The organism is Exiguobacterium sp. s102 (assembly GCF_018618635.1).
In the GTDB taxonomy this organism is placed as follows: domain Bacteria; phylum Bacillota; class Bacilli; order Exiguobacteriales; family Exiguobacteriaceae; genus Exiguobacterium_A; species Exiguobacterium_A oxidotolerans.
In genome coordinates, this window is record NZ_JACSML010000001.1 from 180,786 (window position 1) to 204,469 (window position 23,684).

At 47.6% G+C, this 23,684-nt stretch carries 23 protein-coding genes; 16 read left to right on the forward strand and 7 right to left on the reverse strand.

What is annotated here, in order from left to right; all coding sequences use genetic code 11:
• Positions 1-420: 420 nt before the first annotated feature.
• Positions 421-1,161 carry an SGNH/GDSL hydrolase family protein gene (locus KNQ02_RS00815; RefSeq protein ID WP_088837813.1) on the reverse strand — a complete coding sequence of 247 codons (741 nt, stop codon included), beginning with the start codon at positions 1,159-1,161 and terminating at the stop codon, positions 421-423.
• A gap of 43 nt (positions 1,162-1,204) precedes the next feature.
• On the opposite strand from KNQ02_RS00815, the gene KNQ02_RS00820 reads away from it, so the two are divergent.
• The gene (locus tag KNQ02_RS00820) at positions 1,205-2,272 is read left to right on the forward strand and encodes an acyltransferase family protein (RefSeq protein ID WP_088837812.1); all 1,068 of its coding nucleotides are present in this window, start codon (positions 1,205-1,207) and stop codon (positions 2,270-2,272) included.
• 51 nt (positions 2,273-2,323) lie between these two features.
• Positions 2,324-2,656, forward strand: coding sequence for an Asp23/Gls24 family envelope stress response protein (locus tag KNQ02_RS00825; RefSeq protein WP_235195173.1), 333 nt, complete (start codon positions 2,324-2,326; stop codon positions 2,654-2,656).
• 47 nt (positions 2,657-2,703) lie between these two features.
• Here the strand turns inward: KNQ02_RS00825 and KNQ02_RS00830 are convergent, their stop codons facing one another.
• Positions 2,704-3,462: an SLAP domain-containing protein gene (locus KNQ02_RS00830; protein WP_214768868.1), complete on the reverse strand. Its 759-nt coding sequence runs from the start codon at positions 3,460-3,462 to the stop codon at positions 2,704-2,706.
• Positions 3,446-5,806 (reverse strand): preprotein translocase subunit SecA, encoded by a 2,361-nt coding sequence (secA, locus tag KNQ02_RS00835; protein ID WP_214807172.1) that lies wholly within the window; start codon positions 5,804-5,806, stop codon positions 3,446-3,448. The genes KNQ02_RS00830 and secA overlap by 17 nt, the downstream gene beginning before the upstream one ends.
• A gap of 295 nt (positions 5,807-6,101) precedes the next feature.
• On the opposite strand from secA, the gene pgmB reads away from it, so the two are divergent.
• Positions 6,102-6,764, forward strand: a complete 663-nt coding sequence (gene pgmB, locus KNQ02_RS00840) for a beta-phosphoglucomutase (protein ID WP_214807174.1) — start codon at positions 6,102-6,104, stop codon at positions 6,762-6,764.
• A 696-nt stretch (positions 6,765-7,460) separates the two neighbouring features.
• Here the strand turns inward: pgmB and KNQ02_RS00845 are convergent.
• A complete protein-coding gene (locus KNQ02_RS00845) occupies positions 7,461-8,954 on the reverse strand; it encodes an N-acetylmuramoyl-L-alanine amidase (RefSeq protein WP_214807176.1) in 1,494 nt (497 codons plus the stop codon).
• Positions 8,955-9,245: 291 nt separating this feature from the next.
• On the opposite strand from KNQ02_RS00845, the gene KNQ02_RS00850 reads away from it, so the two are divergent.
• From KNQ02_RS00850 to chrA, 4 genes are read left to right on the forward strand one after another with little or no spacing between them, the layout of a single operon-like run.
• Positions 9,246-9,647 carry a Rok-like winged helix domain-containing protein gene (locus KNQ02_RS00850; RefSeq protein ID WP_029331484.1) on the forward strand — a complete coding sequence of 134 codons (402 nt, stop codon included), beginning with the start codon at positions 9,246-9,248 and terminating at the stop codon, positions 9,645-9,647.
• Between the two features lie 57 nt (positions 9,648-9,704).
• Entirely contained in the window at positions 9,705-10,748 is a 1,044-nt protein-coding gene (locus KNQ02_RS00855; protein WP_214766783.1) for a glycosyltransferase family 4 protein, read from the forward strand.
• A gap of 59 nt (positions 10,749-10,807) precedes the next feature.
• A complete protein-coding gene (locus KNQ02_RS00860; RefSeq protein WP_088837804.1) occupies positions 10,808-11,929 on the forward strand; it encodes a DUF418 domain-containing protein in 1,122 nt (373 codons plus the stop codon).
• A gap of 54 nt (positions 11,930-11,983) precedes the next feature.
• On the forward strand, positions 11,984-13,150 hold the full coding sequence (chrA, locus tag KNQ02_RS00865) for a chromate efflux transporter (protein ID WP_214807177.1): 1,167 nt from the start codon (positions 11,984-11,986) through the stop codon (positions 13,148-13,150).
• A 687-nt stretch (positions 13,151-13,837) separates the two neighbouring features.
• On the opposite strand, the gene KNQ02_RS00870 is transcribed toward chrA, so the two are convergent.
• The 3 genes from KNQ02_RS00870 to KNQ02_RS00880 all read right to left on the reverse strand — a co-directional run bounded on the left by KNQ02_RS00870 (position 13,838) and on the right by KNQ02_RS00880 (position 16,015).
• Positions 13,838-14,278, reverse strand: coding sequence for a GNAT family N-acetyltransferase (locus KNQ02_RS00870; RefSeq protein ID WP_214807178.1), 441 nt, complete (start codon positions 14,276-14,278; stop codon positions 13,838-13,840).
• Positions 14,253-15,290 carry an LCP family protein gene (locus KNQ02_RS00875; protein WP_214768860.1) on the reverse strand — a complete coding sequence of 346 codons (1,038 nt, stop codon included), beginning with the start codon at positions 15,288-15,290 and terminating at the stop codon, positions 14,253-14,255. The genes KNQ02_RS00870 and KNQ02_RS00875 overlap by 26 nt, the downstream gene beginning before the upstream one ends.
• Before the next feature lie 86 nt (positions 15,291-15,376).
• Complete coding sequence (locus tag KNQ02_RS00880) at positions 15,377-16,015, reverse strand: YigZ family protein (RefSeq protein WP_214768858.1); 639 nt, start codon at positions 16,013-16,015, stop codon at positions 15,377-15,379.
• Positions 16,016-16,103: 88 nt separating this feature from the next.
• Between KNQ02_RS00880 and KNQ02_RS00885 the strand changes: the two genes are divergently transcribed.
• The 9 genes from KNQ02_RS00885 (at position 16,104) to flgK (ending at position 23,682) form a co-directional block, all read left to right on the forward strand.
• Positions 16,104-17,276, forward strand: a complete 1,173-nt coding sequence (locus tag KNQ02_RS00885) for a sensor histidine kinase (RefSeq protein ID WP_088837799.1) — start codon at positions 16,104-16,106, stop codon at positions 17,274-17,276.
• Positions 17,273-17,968, forward strand: coding sequence for a response regulator (locus KNQ02_RS00890; protein ID WP_088837798.1), 696 nt, complete (start codon positions 17,273-17,275; stop codon positions 17,966-17,968). The genes KNQ02_RS00885 and KNQ02_RS00890 overlap by 4 nt, the downstream gene beginning before the upstream one ends.
• Before the next feature lie 134 nt (positions 17,969-18,102).
• Positions 18,103-18,948 (forward strand): DegV family protein, encoded by an 846-nt coding sequence (locus KNQ02_RS00895; protein WP_088837797.1) that lies wholly within the window; start codon positions 18,103-18,105, stop codon positions 18,946-18,948.
• 140 nt (positions 18,949-19,088) lie between these two features.
• On the forward strand, positions 19,089-20,303 hold the full coding sequence (locus KNQ02_RS00900; RefSeq protein WP_214766796.1) for a helicase-related protein: 1,215 nt from the start codon (positions 19,089-19,091) through the stop codon (positions 20,301-20,303).
• A 272-nt stretch (positions 20,304-20,575) separates the two neighbouring features.
• A complete protein-coding gene (locus tag KNQ02_RS15600; RefSeq protein ID WP_239456913.1) occupies positions 20,576-20,938 on the forward strand; it encodes a ComF family protein in 363 nt (120 codons plus the stop codon).
• Between the two features lie 261 nt (positions 20,939-21,199).
• Positions 21,200-21,361 (forward strand): hypothetical protein, encoded by a 162-nt coding sequence (locus tag KNQ02_RS00910; protein ID WP_159173375.1) that lies wholly within the window; start codon positions 21,200-21,202, stop codon positions 21,359-21,361.
• A gap of 36 nt (positions 21,362-21,397) precedes the next feature.
• Positions 21,398-21,646, forward strand: coding sequence for a flagellar biosynthesis anti-sigma factor FlgM (flgM, locus tag KNQ02_RS00915; protein WP_088837793.1), 249 nt, complete (start codon positions 21,398-21,400; stop codon positions 21,644-21,646).
• 89 nt (positions 21,647-21,735) lie between these two features.
• Positions 21,736-22,143 carry a flagellar protein FlgN gene (locus KNQ02_RS00920; RefSeq protein ID WP_088837792.1) on the forward strand — a complete coding sequence of 136 codons (408 nt, stop codon included), beginning with the start codon at positions 21,736-21,738 and terminating at the stop codon, positions 22,141-22,143.
• Between the two features lie 12 nt (positions 22,144-22,155).
• Positions 22,156-23,682 carry a flagellar hook-associated protein FlgK gene (gene flgK / locus KNQ02_RS00925; RefSeq protein ID WP_214766797.1) on the forward strand — a complete coding sequence of 509 codons (1,527 nt, stop codon included), beginning with the start codon at positions 22,156-22,158 and terminating at the stop codon, positions 23,680-23,682.
• The last annotated feature ends 2 nt before the right edge of the window (positions 23,683-23,684 follow it).

Consider the following 23,684-nt stretch of genomic DNA (forward strand, 5'->3'; position numbering starts at 1 on the left):
ATCACCTCCTTGTGAAATAATCGAATTTTCTGACAATTTATAGTTGTCCTTCTACTATAGTTACTTTTTCCCTAAACGTCCAGTCATTAGACATGGAAAATGTGTTTCTTTCTTGACGATTTTCGTGTACGCTAAAAAAAGAAAGTGAGCGGTTACATTAAAGGAGGAAAACAGATGGTGGATCAAGTCGTTTGGATCGCGGTTGGTATCGTCGCAATCGCTGTGTTCACAGCTTCAAGCGTTGCTGCGTACATGGGCGTTAAAAATCAAGAAGACTAAGAATTGGTCAGGCATCAGCCTCACCGAATCTTTACAAGCTCAAAGGACGATTCCGCTGTCGGAATCGTCCTTTTTAGATTTTTGAATACAATCAAAGCCAACCGAATGACAAGCGCATCATTCGGGTCGGCCGAGTAGAGCTTATTTATTTTCCGTCACATCTATCTTTTCTGCATACGGTTTTAAGGCATCGCTCCACCGCAAGTAACCGCCACCGACGAGGTGCAACCCATCATACGTCATCCGATTTTGGAGGTATCCTTGATCGTTCGTCAAGACCGGCCGTAAATCGACGAAGTCGGCATCGACCGATTCTGCGAGCTGCTTCAAATTACGGTTCAACGCTTCGACTTCACGGTTGACCCGGACGGAGTCGGAATATTTCGGTGCGACGGGGACCGTTGACTGGATGACGACGTCGATGTTATTTTTTCGGAGTGTCGTCACGATCGTCGTCATATTCTCTGTAATCTTAGAGACGGGTGTGAAGTGCCGGATGTCATTGATACCACCCATCACGAAAACTTGTTTTGGTTCTAACTCAAGAATTAGGTCAAGTCGTGTCAAAAATCCTTCCGTTGTATCACCGGGAATCCCGAAATTAACGATCGATGAATCATTCATCAAAATCCGCCAGTCACCAAAATGTGTCATCGAATCACCTAACATGACAGCATTCGGAGATTTTGGGTATTGATAAGTATGGAAGAGACTATTCAATCGGACATAGTTGGAGTTTTTTGTGTATTGGAATGTCGTAACCGGTTTCGAACTCATTGCAGGGAAGACGTCTTCGATTAAATCAAGTGGTTTACGTCCGAACAGTAGTGCAAGGAGAACGATGTTTATGACAACCGAGAGAATCAATAGTGCTTTTTTCATAAAACAATCGTTCCTTTCAGAGGAGTATAAGGGGTAGTGTAACATGAATCGAAATCCATGGTTCGACAATATTAAAGGATTTCTTGTCATTTTCGTTGTCATTGGTCATATGCTGACTGATATTCGGTTCGACTATGATGGCAAGGTACTCGAGACGGTCTATTTAATTATTTATTCGTTCCACATGCCATTGTTCATCATTTTGAGTGGCTACTTCTTTCGCGAAAACAAGTACTTACGGGTGATTCAATTATTTGCCGTCTATTGTGTCTGGCAAATTTTAATCGGGTCGTGGGCAACCTTTGGGGAAGGGTTACCCTTATTTTCCGGTCAAAATATCGGGACGCACTTGTTGCGTCCGTACTGGGCGCTTTGGTATTTGTTCGTCATGGTCGTCTGGTACATTGTCACACCATACGTCGTGCACTTGAGAGGATATATCTGGTTCGGTTTAGCGTTCGCCCTGTTATACGGCTTCGAACTTGAGAATACAGGATTCCTGGCATTACGGAAGTTAATCATGTTCTATCCGTATTTCTTATTAGGGAACTATCTCTCGGAACACGAGTTTATCCGGATTTTCGAGATGCCGAAAAATTTCAAACGCCGGATGAACGTCCGCTTACTGGGCGGACTCGCGTTTACTTCCGTCGTCGGTTTTTTATTGTTTCAAGCCTGGCGGGATACACCGCAAGAAGTCGTCGATCTTGCAAATGCCTTTAAACACCGTTTTCCTTACGTCGAACAATATGATAGCGATGCCTGGGTCGGGGTACTGAAGCATAGCGTCATCTATTTCTTATCGATCACGGCGTCACTCGGGTTCATGATGCTTGTGCCGATGCGCAGGCTTCCACTCGTGACCCGGGCAGGGGAGCTGAGTCTCTACGTTTATCTTTTACACGTCTTCTTCGTCATGGCTTGGCGACAATATGTAACGGGTGCATTTGTAACAGAACCTTGGGTCGCTTTGTTGATCATTTTTGGCGTTGCGATTTTAATCGTCGGAATCATCGTTCACCCGGCAGTTGTTCGGATGTTACGCCCATTGATTGAAATTGACATCCGTCCGATTGTCGAGAAGCGGGAAGACCTTTCAAAAAAAGGTTAAATGCTATACACTTTAAAGTAGATGGATTAATAGATGAAGGGCGTGGAAAGTATGTCATATAACTTAAACAACGCGGATGGTGTCGTAAACGTTTCTCAGCAGGTAATCGAGGTCATCGCCGGAGTTGCCGTCAAGGAAACAGAAGGTATCGCATTTACGCAAGATGATTCGAAACTGCAAGAAAAACAAATGGTCAAACTCGTTAAGGTCGAAGATGTCGGAGGCGAGATTACGGTCAGCCTGGCTGTTCATATCAAGTATGGTATGTCGATCATCAAGACAGCGGGTAAAGTGCAAGAACGGATTGTGCAAGACATGGAAAACATGTTGGCATTCCCACCGAAAGCAGTCGACGTCCGCGTCATCGGATTGTTAAAAGGATAAAAAAGGAACGAGGCGCTTCGTCATTGGACGAGGCGCCTCGTTGTTGATTAGGGGAGGTAGCGGAGGGCGAACGTTTCAGTTGCCTTTGCCGAATAGTCAAACTGGAGGCGAATGGCATATTCGCTCGTCGAAAAAACAGATACAGCGGGGTGCTCGGTCTGCGCAAGCGTCGTTTCTCCGGTCACGAGTTCGAATGCCAACTGATCGAGTGTCAAAAGCTGATTACTTGGATTACGCACTAAGACAATCGCTTCAACGGAAGTCTCTTTTTTTAGAATCGATACCGGAAGGAGCGACCAACCGTCTGTCGGAGGAATCGGGTGAGAAAAAGCGATTTGGCGGATCCGTTGGCGTTCAGTCTCCGAGAAGGACGAATCAATCAGCACATCGGTCAATAATTCGTTCGAAAAGACAAGTTGGACCGGATCAGTAAGTAAATCAAGGTCGACAAACACATCTTCTTCCGCAAACTCAAGCCAAAGCGGAATTGTTACCATTGGTAAAAGGACCGGTATCTCCTCGATACTAAGCGTTTTCCGGGCAATCAACTGGTCGCCGGACAGTGCAAGAACGACTAAATCATTCAGCTGGAAAGCTTGGTCAAGTGTATTTTGGAACAAGGCAATCAAGCGCAACGGCTTGTTTTCTAACCTTTGGAAGAGGTGGATTGCCATTTGACCAGGAGCGAGTCCAGGTAGTTGTGCCGCGACGTAGCGGAAGACATACTCATCTTCTTTGACGATTGGCATATCGTCCGTGAAATAGAGCGCAGGTTGAATAACCGGTGAATCAGTCGACGGTTGCATGAAGCATTCCTCCTTCAGTCGTAACACTTTCGAAGCGACAAAGACTAGAGACAATCTGTTTTTCAAAAGTAGAAATCGCATAAGTGAAGTAGTCCATTCCTTCCTGTTCAAAGATACGAACAGGTTGTTCCTGCGCATAACCGCGAAGATGAATCCCTTCCTTCAATGAATTCATCGCCGTTAAGTGACCCGTCCACTGTTCATCGAGTGCGAGCAGCATGAAGCGACGTGCTGTTTCTTCATGGGACGCAAGATGGTCTGCCATCGTGGTCTCGGTCTCTGCAATGAGTGGAGTCAATCGTTGTTTCATTTCTTCACGCGATTCGACGCGCTCGAGCAGGACCGGTTGTTGGACGAGCTGTTCAAGTTCCGATGTCAGTAATGCCAGTGGCCATTCTTCTGGAACGAGCGCGTCATGGAGATGCTCATCGACTAAGGCATGAATGACACGAGCAGCAAAGGACTGGACGAACCCTTCAAGTGACTCGGACTCAACAATTTGATTGCGAAGACGATAGATCGCGAGGCGTTGCTCACTGATGACATCTTCTAGCTGGACGAGTTCATCACGGACGCTCCGGTTGACGGATTCACATGTCTCCTGCGCATAGCACATCAACTGACGCGCCTCTTTTAACGTGACAGGACCTGCGACATCGGGAAGCTTTTTTTGAACACGGGTGAGGCGGTCTTTTGCGAAGCGGCGGGGAAGCTCGTCTTCGAGCGATAAATAGAAGCGCGTCAATCCTGGATCACCTTGGCGACCGGCCCGGCCGCGAAGTTGATTATCGATGCGGACCGACTCGTGGCGTTCTGTCCCGATGACCAACAATCCACCTTGCTGTTTGGCAGAGGCATCGAGGACGATATCCGTTCCACGACCGGCCATGTTCGTCGCAATCGTAATCCGGCCGGCTTGTCCGGCTGACTCGATGATTCGGATTTCTTGATCAACCGTCTTTGCATTCAAAATCTCATAAGGCAACTGTTCGCGCTCCAGGACGTGAGCGACTTTTAGGGATTGTTCGATTGAAGTCGTCCCGATCAATACGGGTTGTCCTGTTTGATGTGCGAGTCGTGTTGCCTGTGCGATGGCCTGATATTTTTCCTGACGCGTCGAAAAAAGGACGTCTGGTTCATCGATTCGGATTTTCGGGCGATTCGGTGGAATCGATACGACATCCATCCGGTAAGTTTTCAGGAACTCATCGCGTGAGGTCGACGCGGTTCCCGTCATACCCGAAACATGACGGTAGAGGCGGAAATAATGTTGAATCGTGATTTGGGCTGTCGTCCGGTTTTCTTCAGTCACGGTAACATTCTCTTTTGCCTCGAGTGCTTGGTGTAGGCCGTCAGATAAACTGCGCCCTTCCATTAAGCGACCTGTGAATAAGTCGACGAGGGCGATTTTATCATCTTTGACGATGTAGTCGATATCGCGTGTCAAGACGACATGCGCGCGAAGTGCCTGGATGACATAATGAAACAAGACAGCATGTTCTGCCGCAAAGAGTTGATCGACTCCGAACGTTCGCTCAATCGTCTCGATGCCTTGGTCGGTTAAGGCAACCGCTTTAATTTCATCGTCAAACGTATAATCTTCCTCTGGCTGGAACGCTTCGATGACACGACGGACGAGTTGTTGTAGCGCTTCGTGAACGGTGTCACGTTCCGCCATGATGAGAGGGGTTTTAGCTTCATCAATCAAGATGCTATCGACTTCATCGATCAGAGCAAAGCGGAGAGGGCGTTGCAACCGGTCTTCTTTGCGCATGACGAGATGGTCGCGAAGGTAATCAAAACCGAACTCCGTTCCGACTCCGTATGTAATATCGGCAGCGTAGGCGGCTCGCTTCTCGTCAAATGATAAGTCGGAATGATTGATGCCGACCGTCAGTCCTAAAAAGCGATGGATTTGTCCGATTTGTTCCGCGTCACGGCGGGCCAAATATTCATTGACGGTGATGACATGGACGCCTTGCCCGTACAGACTCTGTGTAAAACTGGCGAGCGAAGCGACGAGGGTTTTTCCTTCCCCGGTCGCCATCTCGGCGATATGTCCTTCAAGTAGCGATAGGCCACCAATCAGCTGGACATCGTAATGGCGGAATCCGAGCGTCCGCTTACTCGCTTCCCGAACAAGCGCAAATGCAGTCGCAGTAATCGCTTCGACCGACTCACCCGTCTGAAGACGTTCTTTTAAAGAAGCGGTTAAGCGGCAGAGTTCGTCATCGGTCTTCTGTTGCATTTCCGCTTCTAGACTATTGATCGACAGGACGATTTTTTCATAACGTCGCATCCGACGGCTCTGTTCGTCGAGTAGTTGTTTGACACGTTGAAACATACTAAGTCACTCCTTCAATTCCGATTCTAAAACTAACCTGATTATACCAGTTAAAAAATGTAAAACGAATAGTAAAGAGATAAATAGAGAAAACATTTATGCTTATTTGAAAGCGTTATCAATGCAAACTAATTTTTCCTGATAACTTCAAAAGGTCTAAATGAAGAAATTTTTGATAACGCTTGCAAAGAGGTGTATGAAGAGGTAAAATATTTCTTGAGGCAAGTGCAATCGTTTGCGCAAATCATTCGATTTCTTGTCTTTCATGTACGATGGATGAAAGGATGGATGTCGGATGGCACCAACGATTGAAGCGGTTATTTTTGACTTAGACGGCGTGATTACCGATACAGCCGAGTATCATTACTTAGCGTGGAAGCAACTCGGAGAGGAGCTTGAGATTCCGTTCGACCGGGATTTCAACGAAACACTTAAAGGTGTAAGTCGGACCGATTCGTTAGAGCGGATCTTGGCGCTCGGTGGAAAGCAGCATGCTTTCACGGAAGCCGAGAAAAATAAGCTTGCGACGAAAAAGAACGAGCACTACGTCGAGTTGATTCAACATATCTCAGAACAAGATCTTCTTCCGGGAATTATTTCATTTTTGGATGAGATTCGGGCTGCTGGGCTGAAAATCGGTATGGCGTCGGCTTCGAAAAATGCGCTGACGGTCGTTGAGGCACTAAAGGTCCGACACTATTTCGATGATATCGTCGATGCGGCAACAGTTGCTCAGTCTAAACCACACCCTGAAGTGTTTTTACGGGCAGCTGAAGCGCTTGACGTCGATCCGAGTCGCTGTATCGGTGTAGAAGATGCAGCAGCCGGTATTATAGCCATCCACGCGGCAGGCATGTATGCTGTCGGCGTTGGACCGGAAACGACGTTACATGAGGCAGACTATCGTGTCGATTCGACAGATTTGCTTTCCCTTGAGCAAATCTTAGCTAGTCGCTAACGACAACGTTCCATTCCCTGATGGTTCGTTGTTTCATCTGATTGATCTCTTTTCATGTGAGGAAAAGGACCGCTTCCCTGAGCGGTCCTTTTCGCGTATAGACAAATTAAGCGGTTTTTAATCTTAACGGATGGTGAAAAGTTGCTTTCCTGCTTCTTCTCAAAACAAATTTTTTTCGCAAAATTCATCGGTAGATGGCAATCCTTTTAGCGTGCAGACTGTAGACAAAGTGCTATCAGGAGAAAAAGCGTCTTTATTCGTTGCTTTCCTCGGGCGAGGCGCAAGCCGTTGCTCCTTGGTCCTTACGGACAACGAGCAGGGTCTTGCCTGCCTCTGAACGTGCGTTAAAAACGCACTTTTTCCCGTAGGAGTCAACGAAATATGACGCTTTTTAGCTAATACCGTGACCAAAAAGCCGGGCATGGAGACGTTTTAGAGCGCAATCCGTTTCGAATCGCTTAGAACCGCGAAAAGCAATCGGTCGCGATCCTGCAGCTTTGCTGTAGCGGCGCGGAAGATTGCCGCTTTGAAGACGAGGCGAGACAGGGAAGCGCGAACGGATTGCATCTCGATACCATATGTTTACGCTTTTTAATAGTTTGTCTACACGCTGAAAGGATTGCGCATCGGTAGATGGCAATCCTTTTTTGTGATTGTATGTCATATTTTTTAGTCGGCTCGAAGTGTTGTGGAAAATTAAAGTGTCGCGAGAATTCCATCTGCGATCGCTTGTGCGTAACGTGCCTGGTAGGCAGCGTTCGTTAACTTCGAACGATCCGTGCTGTTTGAAAGGAATCCGAGTTCTGTCAAAACGGCGGGAGCATTCGTGCCTCGGATGACCGCTAAGTTACCGAAATCCACACCGCGATTTCGCATACCGGCATAACTGACCAGCCGTTGTTGAATCGCATTTGCTAATTGAATGGATGTTGATCCGCTATAGTAATAGTTTTCGGCACCGGAAGCGCTCGTAGCGTTTGAGGCATTGATATGGATGCTGACGAAGCGAGCAGTTGCATGCGAGTTCGCCATGACGCTGCGGTCAGTCAATGTCGGATAATAGTCATTCGTATACCGCGTTAATTGTAAATCGACTTTTCCTTCGAGAAGGCTTGCGACCTGACGCGCGACGGCGAGGACGATATCGCGTTCTGTTAGTCCGACCCGTGTAGCACCAGGGTCATAACCACCATGACCAGGATCAAGGACGATCAATGGTCGATTCGAAGGAGCGGGTTGAAAGAGGGTTAAATACATCGACTCGACATAACCGGAGCGTCCGTCCGCTGTTTTAACAGCGACATAACCACGTGTTTTATGTGTACTGTTTGAGACGGCGACCGGCGTACCGCGTTCGAGACGAGCGAGTTGGCTACTTGAAGAAGACGGACCGGAGCGTAATGTGACCGTACTACCTGAGCTGATGAGGACATACATTTTTGAACCGCTGTAATCGACGCTCGCCGTAGAAGAAAAGGCGGGAGAAGAAGTCCCTTTTTTCAAGTAAGTACCGATGACATAACCCGTCGATCCGTTATAGGTCACTTTATGCCACGCGCCACTTGTAGATAGCGACTGAACGACTTGAGTTTTCGGAATCGTCAAGATCAGTTTCCCGGATGCACTCGGTGCGGTACGAAGATTTAACCGTTCGGTTGTTGTATAAGCAGTCGTTTTCGATGTTGTCGAAGCCGCGACTTTTTTTAAGTAAGAGCCGGAGACGTAACCGGTTTTATTACTGTACGTGACTTTGTACCAGTTTCCATCTTTATAGCTTGAGCTGATTTTTTTACCTGTTGGAATCGTCAACAGCCGTGTCGAAGAAGTCGTCGCTGCTTTGCGTAAAGAAAGTGCTGCGGTTGTTTGATAAGTTGTCTTCGCGAAAGCAGTCCCCGTGACGACTTTCTTTAAGTATGTTCCTAGCACGTAGCCCGTCTTTCCTTGATAAGACAGTTTGTACCAATTCCCTTTACGATAAGAGGAGCTGATCTGTGTGTTTTTCGGAATCGTCGTCAACTTTTTCGACGTGGTTGTATTGGATGTCCGAAGATTTAAAGAATCTGTTGTTTTATAAGTCGTTTTCGTAAAAGAAGTACCGCTAGCTGCCGATACTAAAGAAGACGGAAACGCAACCGTGAGTAGAAGCAAAAGTACTAGTGCAAACGACAATATTTTAGTTAATTTGTCCATTAATTTTCCAGTCTCCTTTTGTGTAAAATCAATAGTTAGAACACCTTTACGAATAAAATAAGTGCTTTTGAGATAGTTTAATTTATAATTTATATGTTCCGTTCTAGCTCCTTTCTGTTAATATGAGGTGTAACCATTGTATCGGGTGTTTGATGAAAATATTACAGGATAATTAAATATTTAAAAAAATTATATATTACACAGACAATTTATAGTCTGTAATATTTCAATAAACATACAATTGAAACATAATTGAAATATTTATGTTTAATTTTGGAAGGTAGGGTAAACATGGGAACGAGTGAACACATTTATCGTGAGTTGATGGAGATTGAAGAGGAATACCGCCGTCTTCAACGGCGTGCAGAATACTTGATTGCAGAGTTGAGTCGTGGTGCTGGAGAGTATTCAAAAGAAATCGCCGTAGCACAAGAACGCCCTCTAAAACAACGGCGTGTCAATCAGCGTTACCCGCTTGAAGTGTACGTCCACCAAATCAGTGATTTGATGCGTGAACGTGAATCGATGTCGGCACGTGACATTCAAATGGAACTTGAATTACGTTACCGTCATCAAATCAGTAACATCTATCAATTGATGGCGAAAGTCGAGCAAGCGAACCCGGCGATCAAAAAGGTTGGCCGTGGGATTTATACATATGATCCGTCTGCTGAAGTCCCGATCTTCATGTGAGCCGCTCGTCGGCTCTTTTTTTTTATGATATAATTCGCGCAGGAGCGTGATGTTATTATGTTATGGACTGCGTCCATCGTCTGTTTTATCGCGGCCTTACTGATCACACCCGTCGTAAAACGCTTTGCGATTGCAGTCGGTGCCGTTGACAGTCCGGACGCGCGAAAAGTACATGTGCGAATCATGCCACGTCTAGGTGGTTTGGCGATTTATATCGCGTTCATGATTGGCTATTTTATTTTGCAACCTTCGAGTCCCTATGCGACTCATATTCTAGTCGGAGGATTCGTCATCATTTTGACGGGGGCCTTCGACGACCGATTCCAATTGAATGCCCGGTTGAAACTGATGGGACAAATTGTTGCTGCCGTCATCGTCTTAAATGGAGGTATTCGAATCGAATTCATCAATTTGCCGTTTGACCAGCAGTTATTTCTCGGTTGGTGGAGTGTGCCGTTGACGTTTCTTTGGGTCATCGGGATTACGAATGCCGTCAACTTGATTGATGGACTGGATGGACTCGCAGCCGGTGTCTCGAGCATCGTGTTGTTGACGTTGATCAGCCTCGCTGTCATCCAAGGAAATGTTTACGTGACGATCGTCGCAATTTTACTCTTGATGAGCACGCTCGGCTTTTTGTTCCACAATTTTTATCCGGCGAAGATTTTCATGGGGGATACAGGGGCCTTGTTCCTTGGATACATGCTTGGTGTCTTATCGTTACTCGGTTTTAAAAACGTGACCTTGTTCTCGCTTGCCGTTCCGGTCATCTTGCTCGGGATTCCGATCTCCGACACGTTGTTTGCAATCGTCCGGCGTGTTCTTCAAGGGAAACCACCGTTCGCACCAGACAAAGCCCACCTGCATCATCGTCTGCTCGATCTTGGATTTACGATGCGCCAAGCTGTGCTCGTGATTTATGGGTTGTGTGCGATTTTCGGCATGACGGCGATTTTATTTTCACAAACGAATTCCGTCGGGGCACTCGTTTCGTTAATCATGTTATTGATTGTGCTCGATATCTTAGTCGAATCGCTGGGACTACTTGGCGAACGCTATCGTCCGTTATTGAATTTACTCGAACGACTTACATCAAAATGACCAATCAGCCGCTCAAAATTTGATTTTTGGGCGGCTGATTGACGATTAAGGAGACTATTATGAATCCGATAGCGGAAAAAGAACGGATTATTTATTTGGATGTCCTCCGTGGTTTTGCACTGTGTGGGATTTTGCTCGTCAACATGCCGAGTTTTCTCGGGGAACGGTTCGTGTCCGATATGGGACAAGTCGACCGATTGCTCCGGCTTTTCTTTGATTTGTTCATTCAAACGAAGTTTTATACGTTGTTTAGCGCGTTGTTTGGTGCCGGCTTTATCCTCTTCATCGACCGGCTCCGTCAAAAAAAGCGTTCGCTGTGGATTTTTGTTCGCCGTTTGACGATTTTATTTGCGATTGGTCTCATTCATTTATTGTTTTGGGAAGGTGACATCCTCCAAACGTATGCGTTTTGCGGATTCCTTTTGTTGCTCTTCGTCAAAACACGACCGCTGACCAAACTCTTCATCGGTCTTGCCCTCCAACTGTATACGGTCTCTCTCTATCTTTCAATTTATCTCTTTGCTCAATCAGAAGGCGATCGTTCCATCATTGAACCGGACGGTCGATTGACCGATCTTGTTGCCGAACGTGATCTCGGAGGTTATTTCATTTATCATGCGACCGTCCAATTGCCGGATGCACTCGGAAATACGTTGATGCTTTGGCCGGAAATTTTATCTCTCTTTTTAATCGGCGCCTATTTGATGGAACGCTTTTCAGTGCGGCCACCGACAACACGATTACTCATCGTAGGGTTCCTCGTAAGCTTGATTTTGTCACTCCCTGCACTAACGCAAATTATTCGCGTTCACCAAGGGCAGGTTGCAGATGGACTAATCAATTACTTTTTCGTCTGGTTGTCCGGACGAACGCTCGCCATTACTTATGCGACAGCCATCGCCTTGGTTGTTCGGGCCGGCCTGCGAATGGAAGGGTTCCGCTTGCTCGGACGGATGGCGCTAACGAATTATTTGACGCACACACTCGTTTTTACAGTCCTTGTTTTCTTATCCGGGACATACGGCACGATTCCGCTGTGGCAAGGGACGTTAGGAGCTCTCATCTTATTAGCCTGCCAAACGTTTTTCTCGCGTTGGTATTTGCGACACCATCACCAAGGGCCAATCGAAGCATTGTGGAGAAAGGGGACATACGGAAAACAAAAGTCGACTGAACTGTAAGCTGTCACAAAAAATTTACAAACGTTTCGTATACTAGGTGTTGGAGGTGGAGAAATGAGTAGATGGATAGAAATCTTCATCGTCTCTTTGAAGCTCGGCTTGACATCGTTCGGAGGTCCTGTCGCGCATCTCGGATACTTTTATGAAGAATACGTCAAACGAAGGAAGTGGATTGACGAGAAAGGCTACGCCGATCTTGTGGCACTTTGCCAGTTTCTTCCCGGTCCGGCATCGAGTCAAGTCGGGATGGGAATCGGGTTGATTCGTGGTGGCGTCGTCGGTGCAATCATTTCCTTTATCGGGTTTACATTACCGTCGAGTCTGTTATTGATCATGTTCGCACTGCTTGCGACAACTTACGATTTGACCGATGCGGGATTCATTCACGGTCTGAAACTCGTCGCGGTGGCGATTGTTGCCGATGCTGTACTCGGAATGGGGATGAAGCTTGCTGTTGGACCGAAGCGGTTAGCGTTGATGTTGCTTGCGCTTGCAGGTGTCTTAATCTTCGATCATCCGCTTGCGCAAGTCGGTGTCTTACTACTGGCGGCATTGTTCGGATTACTCTTGTTTAAAGTTGAACCACAATCTGGTCAGCCGTTAGCCATTCACGTATCACGCGTGTGGAGCATCAGTGCGCTCATACTCTTTTTCGGTTTGTTAGTCGCGACACCGATTTTAGCGACGGTGGCGACGGGAAACGTGCAGCTTGCAAGCATCATGTACAATGCCGGTGCACTCGTGTTTGGGGGCGGTCACGTCGTCTTACCGTTTCTCAACCAGGCACTCGTACCAGGATTTATGGACGGAACGAACTTTCTGGCGGGGTATGCCGCGGCCCAAGCCGTTCCCGGTCCACTCTTTACATTTGCGACGTATCTCGGGACGGTTATTTCAGGTGTGTCGGGTGGTCTGCTCGCGACATTGGCGATTTTTTTACCCGGTTTTCTGCTCGTGATTGGCGTCGTCCCGTTTTGGGATCGCGTCCGGATGAACAAACAAGTCGGACGGATGTTGATCGGCGTCAATGCAGCAGTCGTTGGTTTGTTGTTAGCCGCCCTATATGACCCCATCTTTACATCGAGCGTCGAGACGGGTCTCGATTTCTTCGTCGCCTTCGGGCTCTTTTGTTTACTTCGTTTTTATAACCAGTCGCCGTTACGCATCGTTTTACTTGGAGCAGTGATTGGAATGGTGTTAAGCGGGATTGGTCTCGCTTAACACAGAGGAGTGTCTAACCGGCCGTTACTTCATCTAGGTATGATACAAACTAAAAACGCCCTGTCTTTCTAATAGACAGCGCGTACAGCGTGTAGACAAACTCTTATGAAGCGTCAACATGCGATAACGAGAGACAATCCGGTCGCGCTTCCCTGTCTCGCCTCGTCTTCAAAGCGGCAATCTTCCGCGCCTCTACAGCAAAGCTGCAGGGTCGCGACCGATTGCTTTTCGCTTTAAAAGCGATTCGAGACAGATTGCGCCCTAAACCGTCTGCATGACTGGATTTCCGTCATAGTGTTACCTAAAAAGCGTCACGTTTCGTTGACTCCTGCGGGGAGAAGTGCGTTTTTAACGCACTTTTAGAGGCAGGCAAGACCCTGCTTCTTGTCCGTTAGGATCAAGGAGCAACGGCTTGCGCCTCGCCCGAGGAAAGCAACGAAAAAAGACGCTTGATCTCCCGATGGCACTTTGTCTACAGCCTGAACGCGCTGTCTTTCTAATAGACAGCGCGTAATCGTTTTGGACAAGGAATGCGAACTTTTCCATATGTGACTTGGATAGGTTTCAAGACGGCATGAGCGAAAAGAATAGTTATAGAAATGGCCGATGATTCCATGAAAAGACAGAATCATCGGCCGTTTGATTGTTGTCGGAGACGTACGACACAAATATTGATTTTGATTTGACTTATGAGTCAGCTCCATTGTTTTCAGTCTTACGCTTGAGGTGGGCGAGGACGATGTCTTGCCGGACGGTCGTTGCGTCTTCGATGAAATTGAATTGATGATAAAGCGCAATCGCCGGCGCGTTCATTTTTGCAGTTGAGACGAATTGCAAATCCTCTGCTTCAAGCGCATGGCGCAGTAAACGAGAGGCGACACCTTGCCGGAAAAAATCGGGTGCGACGATCAGACGTGTAATCGTCCGATCGGAAAACGTCAGGCAACCGATGAGTCTAGATTCGGACGTCAAGACGTAACCGAGCGGAGCTTCTCGCATCAATTCAGCCGATGTTTGGCGCAAAGGTGGAAAATCGGTCGTACCGATTAACTCCGCCTCTATTTGATAAGCACGTTTTTGTAATGCGAACAACGCCTCAAAGTCAGTTTGCTTCAGTCGACGTATCATCTTTTGTCCCTGAATCGTCAGCCGATGCCTCACTTGCCTGGTTCGTCGGCAGAGCGAGTTGTTCTTTTAACATGTTTTTTGCTTCTTGGAGCGACTCTTCATCCAGCTTGTAGTAATAGCCGCCGTTGATTCGGGCATCCGATCCTTCTAAGTCGATCCGGTTGACGGTCGCGAGTGACTTGACGAACGGCTGCAGCTGGAATGCTTCCGTTAACGACATGTTTGTTTGGAAGTTATCGCCGGTCGCTTGCATCAATTGATTCAACTTTGTGATTGAACCGAGCGAAGTCGATTCATCGATGATGGCTTGTAAAATTTGTTGTTGGCGTTTTGTACGGCCGATGTCACCTTCGGGATCTTCGTAGCGCATCCGGGCATAGGCGAGTGCTTCTTCACCGGTTAATGTCTGAACGCCGGGATCGAGCTTGACGCCGCTCTGTTGATCAGATGAATCGAGTGTGTCGATCGGCAACTTGACGTCGACGTCGACTCCGCCAATTGCATCGACAATCGCGACGACACCATTAAAGTTGATTGAGCCATAATAGTCGATTGGGATATCGAGCAAGTTCTCGACCGTCTCAATCGTTGAATCGATTCCTCCGAACGCATACGAGTGATTAATTTTATCTTCGTAGCCGACAGACGGAATCATGACGAGGGAATCCCGGGGGATACTCAACATGCTGACTTTCTTTTCCGCTTTGTTGAAGGTGGCGACAATCATCGTGTCTGATCGTGAAGCAGTGTCACCAGGGCGTTCGTCCGTCCCGACGAGCAGGACGGAGAAATGATCTTTCGTCAAATCGACGGCCGCTGGACGTTTTTCTGATTTTTCACCACGGGATAATTTTACTTCTGTTTTGTTGGCTGTTTGAAAGGTTTTATATGCGACGTAGGCGAACGTAGCGCCACCTGTGACTAAGACGATGAGAAATACGGTGACGAAAATCTTAAACCAAGAGCGTTTTGATTTTCGGTTATTAGAACGAGATCGTGTAGAATCCTCCACTGTTCATTGCCCCTAACTTTACTGAATAATTAAAAAAATTTTAAATTCTTTACAAACAGTATAGCAGGTCGAGACAGAATGTCACGTCAGGTCACATCGTGCTCGATGTAGCGAGAACCATTTTCGTGTATCTTCGCTTGCCCATTCGTCAAGTTCGTCATCCACTCGATGAATGGGGCGACATCGTCTGAATTGACGAGGACGTCGATTTGAACATGATCGAGGTAATGGATTTGGTCGATGAGGTGACGCGTCGCCCGGAGTTCATTTTCTAATTTTCCGAGCCATGTGTAATCGACCGTCACTTCAAGGAGGTCGTGGGAAACGCGTTCGATGACGCCGATTGTATTCAATCCTTCTGAGACACTTGTGCCGTAAGCACGGATTAAACCACCGCCACCGAGCTTGATTCCTCCGAAGTAGCGGGTGACGACGACAACCGTATTCCGGAGATTACGTTTTTTCAACACTTCGAGCATCGGAACGCCGGCCGTTCCACTCGGTTCACCATCATCATTCGCTTTTTGAATGTCATTTCGTTCACCGATGACGTACGCTGAACAATTGTGATTGGCGTCATGGTGTTGCTTTTTAATCGCCGCGATGAAGCCCTGTGCTTCTTGCTCAGAGGTAGCGCGTGCTAAATATGTAATAAATCGTGACTTTTGTATAATGATTTCATGGAAACCATTTTCTTTTACTGTATAATAATTAAATAATGACATAATCAAAAATGTCCTCCTCGTTAACTAGTTCTTTCTAGCATAACGACGAATCGGGAGAGAGACAACCACGGGGACTGGAGGGAGTAGCATGACGAATGAGATGAGGGAGCGGCTGTCCTTGAATGATATCGTACAGAACATCATTGGTGTCGTAGAAGAAAGTCGGGAAGAAATCGTTCGAATTACAGAAGATTCAAGAGAACAATACGCAGAAATCCAACAGGAGTTACGGGATTTGAAGACGCGTGTTCATGACTATATTAAAGAAGCCGAACGACTGGAACGACTGATCAAGGATTCAAAAGCACGACTCGTCGTCGTCAGCAAGAACTTCGATCATTACTCCGAACAAGACGTCAGAAGCGCCTACGAAACGGCGAATGCCCTTCAACTCGAGTCGTTCATCAACCAACGGGATGAAATGAACTGCCGAAAGCGGCGGGATGAACTCGAGCGTCGCTTAGTCCACCTTGATGAGACGATTGAGCGAGCCGATATGCTGATCAGTCGCGTCTCGGTTGTCCTGAATTTTTTGACGGACGATATGCAGGTCATGAATGAAAAGTATGAAAAGGCGATGCAAAAACAAGAGATGGGTTTAAAAGTATTTCAGTCGGCTGAGAATGAGCGACGGCGCTTATCTCGAGACATGCACGATGGACCAGCACAAACGCTTGCTCACGTTTTGATTCGTGCAGATTTAATTGAAAAGATTCACCAGCATAACGGAGCAGAAGCAGCCTTTGAAGAAATACATCGCCTCCGGATCTTGATTCGTGACGGGCTCGCGGATATTCGCCGGATCATTTATGATTTACGTCCGATGACACTCGATGATCTTGGATTTGTTCCGACACTCGAGCGTTATCTTCGTCATATGCAGGAAATTTCGAACATTCCGATTCATTTTAATTATCTTGGCGGTGGGGAGCGGATTGAGTCGACGTATGAAGTCGCTGTCTTCCGAATTGTTCAAGAAGCCGTCCAAAATGCAGTTAAGCATTCCAAAGCGAGTGACATTCGTATTATCATAGAACAGTATCAACATTCTGTCCGTATTCATGTGAAGGACAATGGGATCGGGTTTGACTTTGATGAAATTTTTGCTTCGTGCGATGAGTCGTTCGGACTTGTTGGCATGCGTGAGCGAATTGAATTGATTGATGGTTCGTTTGAAATCGAAACGAAACCAGATAAAGGGACGGTCATCAAGGTAGGGATTCCGATCGAAGAATCCGAAGCGAGAGGGGAAACACAGTGAATAACGAGCAAGTAAAAGTAGTCATCATCGACGATCATCAGTTATTCCGGGAAGGCGTTAAACGGATTCTTGATTTTGAAGAAGAATTCATCGTTGTCGCGGAAGGAGCGAGCGGAGCGGAAGTGATTCCGCTCGTCGAAGCCCATCAACCGGATATCGTCTTAATGGATATTAATATGCCGCAAGTCAATGGTGTTGAAGCGACAAAACGTCTCATGGAGGTCCATCCGGATGTCCGCGTCATCATTTTGTCGATTCATGACGATGAGACGTACGTCATGCACGCGTTAGGCGCAGGAGCGGTTGGTTATCTTCTGAAAGAAATGGCGACGGATGAACTCGTGAATGCGATTCGTTCCGTCTATCGCGAAGGGGGATACGTCCACCCGAAAGTCACACCAAACCTTTTGCAAGAGTACCGTCGTTTGATGAAGATGAAACAAACGATGTCTTCCCAACCGATTGAAAAACGTGTCGCGGAAGCGCCGTTACACGTCTTGACGCGTCGTGAGTGCGAAGTACTGCAGTTGCTTGCTGACGGTTTCTCGAACCGGGCGATTAGTGATACGCTCTATATCAGTGAGAAAACAGTTAAAAATCATGTTTCCTCAATTTTGCGGAAAATGAATGTACCCGACCGGACAGGTGCTGTCGTCGAAGCAATTCGACGCGGCTGGGTCGTCGTCGTATAATAAAAAGACGGTTGCCAAAGCGGCGCCGTCTTTGTTTTTGTATCGAAATGAACTATGATACACTTAATAACGATTGTGACGTGTCAGAAAATTACAAGTCACGACGGAACTCTTAAAAGCGAGGAAATTCACGGATGAGCCAGATTGTGATTTTAACGGATAGTACAGCCTATCTGCCAACTACCTATTGTGAAGAAAATAATGTTCATGTCGCACCGCTCAGCGTCATTTTTGATGGTGACGCATACCGGGAAGGGTTCGATATCTCAGTCCCTGAGTTTTATGCGAAGATTCAAACGGGAAGTCTGCCAACGACTTCGCAGCCGAACATCGGTGACATCACGGATGCCTTTGAACGACTACCGGCGGGAACGGATATCATCGGAATTACGTTATCAAGCGGGATTAGTGGAACGTATCAAGCTTTACATACCATTAATATGATGGTTGATCACGTTCAAGTTCACCCGGTCGACTCACGAATTTCATGTATGCCGCAAGCATTCTTAGTGAAGGAGGCAGTTCGGATGCGTGATGCCGGGGCGACGGCAACAGAAATCGTCGCACGTCTTGAAAATCTTAAAGTGATGATTCGTGCGTATTTCGTCGTTGATGATTTAGAGCATTTACAACGGGGCGGACGTCTCAGTATGACGCAAGCCGTCGTTGGTTCTTTCTTAAAGATTAAACCGGTTCTTCATTTCGTCGATGGGAAAATCGTTCCGTTCGAAAAGATTCGGACGTTCAAACGGGCGGTTAAACGGATTGAAGAGATGATGGAAGATACGATTCATAATGAGGGTGCAGGATATGTCATCGGTGTCATCCATGCCGAAGACGATGCCAAAGCACGCGCTGAAATCGAAGTGCTCGAGCAACGGTTCCCGAAAGCGCAAATTGAAATGAGCGTGTTCGGTCCGGTTATCGGGACACACCTTGGTCCTGGTGCGATCGGGATCACGTGGTACAAAGCGGATTAATGAAATAAGTGTTGCACCGGGAAAGAACATCACTTCAATGGGATGTTCTTTCTTTTTTGACTGGTCTTTACACTGCCGGCAGGAAGCGCACGCAAGACTGACGAAAGGAAGGGGAGTCTCATCAAGAAAGGGAGTGAGTCATGGATATTCGAGGACGCCTGATTCCGAGCGATCAAGTAAAGGTTTCGCTTGGTTCGAATGAACGTCGGTACCCTGCTGTGACGTGGCGGTGTCAACGATGCGGGGGACTGCCGACACGCGGACCATGTACATGCGGGAAACGCTGTTACTATTGTCGACACTGCCTCATCTTCGGTAAATTAAGAACGTGTGATACGCTCGTCACGGATGCCCGTCCGCTTGACTCCGTCCTGCCGAGTCGGCACGAGGTGCTCGCATTAACACCCGACCAACAACGGATTGCGACGGCGATTGAACGAACGATTGAGCAACAAGGACGTTTGCTCGTCCACGCTGTCTGCGGTGCCGGAAAAACACCGATGCTGTTTCCCGGCATCGAGACGGCACTGCGTCTGAAGAAACGTGTCCTCATCACGACGCCACGGGCGGATGTCGTCCGAGAATTAACGTTACACGTCAAACGTGCTTTTTTGGACGCGCGAATCGTCTCGTTGTTCGGCGGCTCGGAGGAACGTCTTCAGCTTGGAGATATCACGATCAGTACGACCCATCAATTGATTCATTACCGTGCTTGCTTTGACGTCGTCTTCATCGATGAGGTCGATGCCTTTCCCTATAGTACGGACCGGACGCTACATCGCTACGTCAAACGGGTGATGTGCCGCTCGGCATCACTCATCCTTCTCAGTGCAACCCCTTCCTTTAGGAACAAACGCCTGCCGACCGTCCGCCTGATGCGGCGGTATCACGGCTTCCCGTTACCCGTTCCGCAACTCCACTTTTCCTATACACCAGCCCATTTGATTGAATGGCTTCACAGTCACGCAGACAAACCACGACTCGTCTTTGTGCCGACCGTTGCCGTACTCGCGTTATGGCAGGAGCGACTCGAACAAGCGGGATTAACGGCTGAAACGGTCCACGCGGCAGATCCTGGCCGGATCGTTAAGGTCGAACGCTTTCGGACGACGGCAACGATTTTATTGACGACAACGATTTTAGAACGTGGCGTCACCTTTTCGAACGTCCAAGTCGCGGTCGTCGATGCAGACGTGTCGTTTACGGCAGCGGCATTGATTCAAATCAGTGGACGTGTCGGGCGAGATGTCGATTTCCCGAGTGGGGACATCATCTTTTTCGCAAATGATCGATCGAATGCGTTATACGAAGCAATCGCTGATATTCAGCGTGCGAACCGGGAGGGTTTCCGATGAATTGTCTGCTTTGCCAACAATTTTTTTTACCGAGCTGGTCATTGTCGAACGTATGGACTAGGCAAACGGTATGTCGAACCTGTAAAATAAAGTTTGTAAAAAGAGGGGAATGCACGGATTGTGGAAAACCGGGTCTCACCCTTTGCAGCGATTGTCAGCAGTGGCGGCGACTCGGTTATGATTTGAAGACGGACCCATTATTTTTATATGAGGCAACCGCAAAGGATTTTTTGAAGCGCTATAAGTTTTTAGGGGATACGGCGCTGTTGGACGTGTTTAAAGAAGAGCTGAAGAAGGTAAAAGTGAAACAGGATTTCATTGTGCCGATTCCGCTCAGTCGAGAGCGACTGAGCGAACGGCGTTTCAATCAGGCGGAAGGCATCGCCCGGATGATGCGTGGAAAGGTCACATTGTGTTTGGCACGTTCAGATGGTCCGGCGCAAAGTCGCAAGGCGAGGCGAGAGCGCCTGTCTCGGGCCAATCCGTATGAAGTGATCACTTCCGTCGAGGGGAAAACGATTTTACTCGTCGATGATGTGTATACGACGGGAACGACCTTGCATCAAGCGGCTTTGCGACTACGTGAAGCAGGTGCAAAAGAAATTTCTGCCGTAACTTTATTTCGAAGTGTTTAAGAATTCTTCATTTCTGCCGATATTCATAATGAGGTGAAGGAAATGGATGTGTTAAACTGCAAATCTTGCGGGAAATTATTTGTTCGTCAATCTTCTGACCTGTGCATCGATTGCATTAGGAAAGATCATACTGATTTTGAGAAGGTGCGTGAGTTCCTGCGAGAACGGCGGAAAATCCGAACCTCACCTATTGATGTTGAGCAAGCGGTCGGGGTCAAACGAGAAACAGTCCTCCGGTACATTAGGGATGGGCGTTTACTGATGTCAGAAATCACACAGATGGAAATCACGTGTGAGAGTTGCGGGAAACCTTCCCGTGACGGTACGATCTGTGCCGATTGTCGTGAGAAATTACGACGCGACCTCGCCCAAGCGATGCTAGATTCTTCTGCCCCTTCGAAACCGAGAACGTATCGAACATGAATTAAGAATCTTGTAATCTAGAAAGCAGGTGTTCACATGCGAATTGATTCTACGAAATGGGTGAATATGCCTAAAGCGTACGAAAGAAATCAAGCAGTAGAAGGAACAGAAGCAAAACGTACGAATCGGCCGGATGAAGTGACGATCTCGAGTGAAGCGCGTGCGCGTTTCAATGAGACACCAACATCACGGACCGAAAAAATCGAATCCCTTCGTCAAGCCATTCAGGATGGAACCTATAAACCAGACGCGAAAAAAATCGCGGAGCGTTTTTTGAACTTGTAAGAGGGACAACTATGACAGTAGAGGCGACTCGGGGCACGGATGCGCGGGTCGCTTTTTATATGAAGAGCAAACTGTGAGGAGGCAATCGGATGGAAATCCTTGAACAACTCGTAAGTGAGCACGATGCTTTATTGGATCTTGCAAAAGAAAAAAAGACAATTTTGATTCAAAATGATATGAAGCGACTCTCACAAATCGTCAAAGAAGAACCGGTACATCTGAAACGGATTGAACAGCTCGAACAACAACGGCTTGAACGGATGGGACAGGTGACGATGACCGAGTGGTTACAAGATCACCCGGAGGATGTCGCTTCATTACGCCGCTTGTTACAGACGATCGGTCAACTCAAACGACTGAACGACCTGAACGCTGAATTACTCGAACAATCGCTTCATTATCTCGATTGGCACTTACAATTGCTGATCCCGGAAGCCGATGATTTTACATATGGTCAGTCCGCACTCGACCGCACACACTTTAACCGGAATGCTTAAGGAGGTAGACGAATGGCATCAACTTTTATGGGGCTTGAGACAGGACGTCGGGCACTGACGACGAACCAATGGGCGCTCCAATCCACAGGAAACAATATTGCGAACGCCGGAACGGCTGGTTTTTCACGTCAGCGCTTAATCATGGCGACGACAGAGCAACTCTCGATGTCGATCGGAACGGGCAAGATGGGGCAAATCGGCACAGGGGTCAAAGGGGAATTGCTTGAACGGGTGCGTGACGTGATGCTCGATAAACAGTATCGCGACGAAGCGACGAAGACATCGTACTATGGTACGAAAGAAGCGGCATTCGGCCGAATGGAAGACATCATCAATGAACCGTCGGATACCGGTCTATCAAAAGCTTTTGATGGATTTTGGGAGTCGCTCCAAACACTGTCGACGAATCCGCAAGATTCCGGGGCGCGCAGTGTCGTCCGTCAAAAAGCAGAAACCTTGACGCAAACGTTCAACTACATGGCGAAGGCGCTTAATCAAGTGCAAGGCGACCTGAAAAGCGAAATCGACGTCTCGACGAAAAAAGTCAACGATTTGTTCAAAAAAATTCACAATATCAATGCGGAAATCCATACGGTTGAGCCGCTCGGCGTCTTACCGAATGCGCTATACGATGAGCGGGACCGTTACTTTGATGAGCTCGCTGAATATGTCGACTTTGAAAAAGTCTCCGTCGACAGCGATGCGATCCAGCAAGGGCAGCTCGGAAATACCGTCAAAACGGCAGAAGGACGAATCGATGTCCGGATTAAACTACCAAACGGCGATAAGTTGCTTGCAGTCGACTCGGATTTACCGAAGGCCGGTACACTCACATTTACGACCGATGCGAACGGACTCTATACAGGGTTTAAAACAGATTCACAAACGATTTCATTTGACACAGCAGGCGGCTTCTCATCAGGGCGGTTAATCGGTCTGATCGAGATGTATGGTCATGTCGAGAATGGTCAAGCAACGGGCGAATACGTCAACATGCAAGGGCACCTCGATGAGATGGCAGCAACATTTGCCGAAGCCTTCAACACAGCCCACGCAGGGAATCTTAAAAAAGACGGGACGAATGGGACAAACGAATTTTTCGGTTCATCCAACGGTCCGATCACAGCGAAGACGATCGCACTAGGAAGCGAAATCAAGAGGAGTCTCGATAACATCGCGACGTCGACGGATGGAAACATCGGGGACAGCGCCGGTGCCTTGAAGCTCGCCAACATGAAGACGGCAAGCATTCGTTTCGACCAGTCGGGTACGACAACGACAATCGGTTCGTTTTATCAAAACGTCATCGGTGACATGGCGGTCGCGACCGACCAAGTCGCGCGACTCGGGAAAAGCTCAGCCGTCTTGATGGAAAGCGCAGAACAGCGCCGTATGTCAGTCTCGGCTGTCTCGATCGATGAAGAGATGACGATGATGATTCAGTACCAACATGCTTACAACGCGGCAGCGCGTAATATCACGACGGTTGATGAGATGCTCGATAAAATCATCAACGGTATGGGAATCGTAGGACGGTGATG